The organism is Geminicoccus flavidas (genome assembly GCF_009806515.1).
Taxonomy (GTDB): domain Bacteria; phylum Pseudomonadota; class Alphaproteobacteria; order Geminicoccales; family Geminicoccaceae; genus Geminicoccus; species Geminicoccus flavidus.
Map to the genome: position 1 here is coordinate 1 of NZ_WUJP01000314.1, position 1,589 is coordinate 1,589.

Consider the following 1,589-nt stretch of genomic DNA (forward strand, 5'->3'; position numbering starts at 1 on the left):
GAGCGGGCGCCTGGCAGGAATGGAGGGATCGGAGACGGCCATCATCAATCCTTGGAGTGAAACGGAAGCTGCCGCAACACATGGCGCGCCGTGCGGCGGCTGGAAGGCTTAGGCCTGCCGGAAGCCGACGATATCATACACCTGCCGGAGGATGGGCCCGGCGATGGCATCGGCCTTCTCGGCACCCTGGTCCAGGATCCGGTCGATCTCGGCTGGATCCGCCAGCAGGCGGCGCATCTCGCCCGTGATCGGCGAGAGCTTCTCGACGCACAGCTCGGCCAGCCGACCCTTGAAGGCAGAGAAATTGGCCGAGGCGAACTCCGCCTCGACCTGGCTGCGCGGCTGGTCGGCCAGTGCGGCATAGATCGTCAGGAGGTTGGACGCCTCCGGGCGCCCCGCCACGTCGTAGCTCATCCCCTCGATCGGGTCGGACTTCGCCTTCCTGATCTTCTGGGCGATCGTGTCGGCATCGTCGGTCAGGTTGATGCGGCTGTAGTCGGACGTGTCCGACTTGCTCATTTTCTTGGTGCCGTCGCGCAGCGACATAACCCGGGTGGCCTCGCCCAGGATCATCGGCTCGGGCAGGACGAAGAACTCGATGCCGAACTGGCGGTTGAAGGCACCCGCCGTGTCGCGCGCCAGCTCCAGGTGCTGCTTCTGGTCCTCGCCGACGGGTACATGGGTGGCATTGTAGGCCAGGATGTCCGCCGACATCAGCACCGGGTAGGTGTAAAGGCCGGCCGAGGCGTTGTCGCGCTGCTTGCCGGCCTTCTCCTTGAACTGGGTCATCCGGTTCAGCCAGCCGATCGGCGTCTGGCACATCAGCACCCAGGCGAGCTGGGCGTGGGCCGGGACGGTCGACTGGTTGAACAGGATCGAGCGGCCCGGGTCGATGCCGCAGGCGATCAGCGCCGCGGCGACCTCGCGGATGGCGCCCTTCAGCTCCTTGGGATCCTGGGGCAGGGTGATCGCATGCTGGTCGACCACGCAGTAGATCGCCTCGTAGTCCTGCTGCAGACGGACCCAGTGCCGGATGGCGCCCAGATAGTTGCCGAGATGCAGGGCGCCGGTCGGCTGGACGCCGGAAAAGATGCGGCCGGGCATGGACGAGCCTTCGTAGCGGGACTTTCGGACGGTCGAGCGCGGTTGGATGGCGGCTCCCGGCCGATGCGTCAAGCTCGGTCCCGGAACAGTGCGACGAGTTCCTGCGGCCGGACCACGCGCGCCACCGCAGCCATGCCGAAGAAGGCCAGCCCCGCCACCAGGATCGCACCGCCGAGCGCCATGGGCGGCTCCAGATGCTGCATCTCGCGCAGCGACTGGACCGCCACCGAGGCCGCGACGATGGCACAGGCGAGCCCGCCCAGCGCGCGCAACTTGGTCCGCCGGGAAAAGGCGCGGCCCTCGATCCGGCCGATCCGGCGGACCAGCACCGCGAGATTGGCCCAGCTCGACAGGCTGGCCGCGATCGCCAGCCCCAGATGGCCGAGGCTGTCGAGCGTGGCCAGGCCCACCGCGAGGTTGACCGCCAGCGCCACCACCGCCCCGACCAGCGGTGTCCGCAGATCGCCCCGGGCGAACAGGGTGGC

Annotated in this window: 2 protein-coding genes; both read right to left on the minus strand. The window is 68.4% G+C overall.

From position 1 onward, the window contains the following. Window positions 1–108: 108 nt before the first annotated feature. A complete protein-coding gene (trpS, locus tag EQG76_RS08675) occupies window positions 109–1,104 on the minus strand; it encodes a tryptophan--tRNA ligase (RefSeq protein ID WP_159712494.1) in 996 nt (331 codons plus the stop codon). 68 nt (window positions 1,105–1,172) lie between these two features. Continuing rightward, the coding region (locus tag EQG76_RS08680; RefSeq protein ID WP_200840664.1) for a lipid II flippase MurJ at window positions 1,173–1,589 on the minus strand (417 nt) is incomplete at its 5' end.

Coding starts and splice junctions, on each gene's coding strand:
- trpS (WP_159712494.1), bottom strand. CDS start 1,104: ATGCCCGGCCGCATCTTTTCCGGCGTCCAGCCGACCGGCGCCCTGCAT.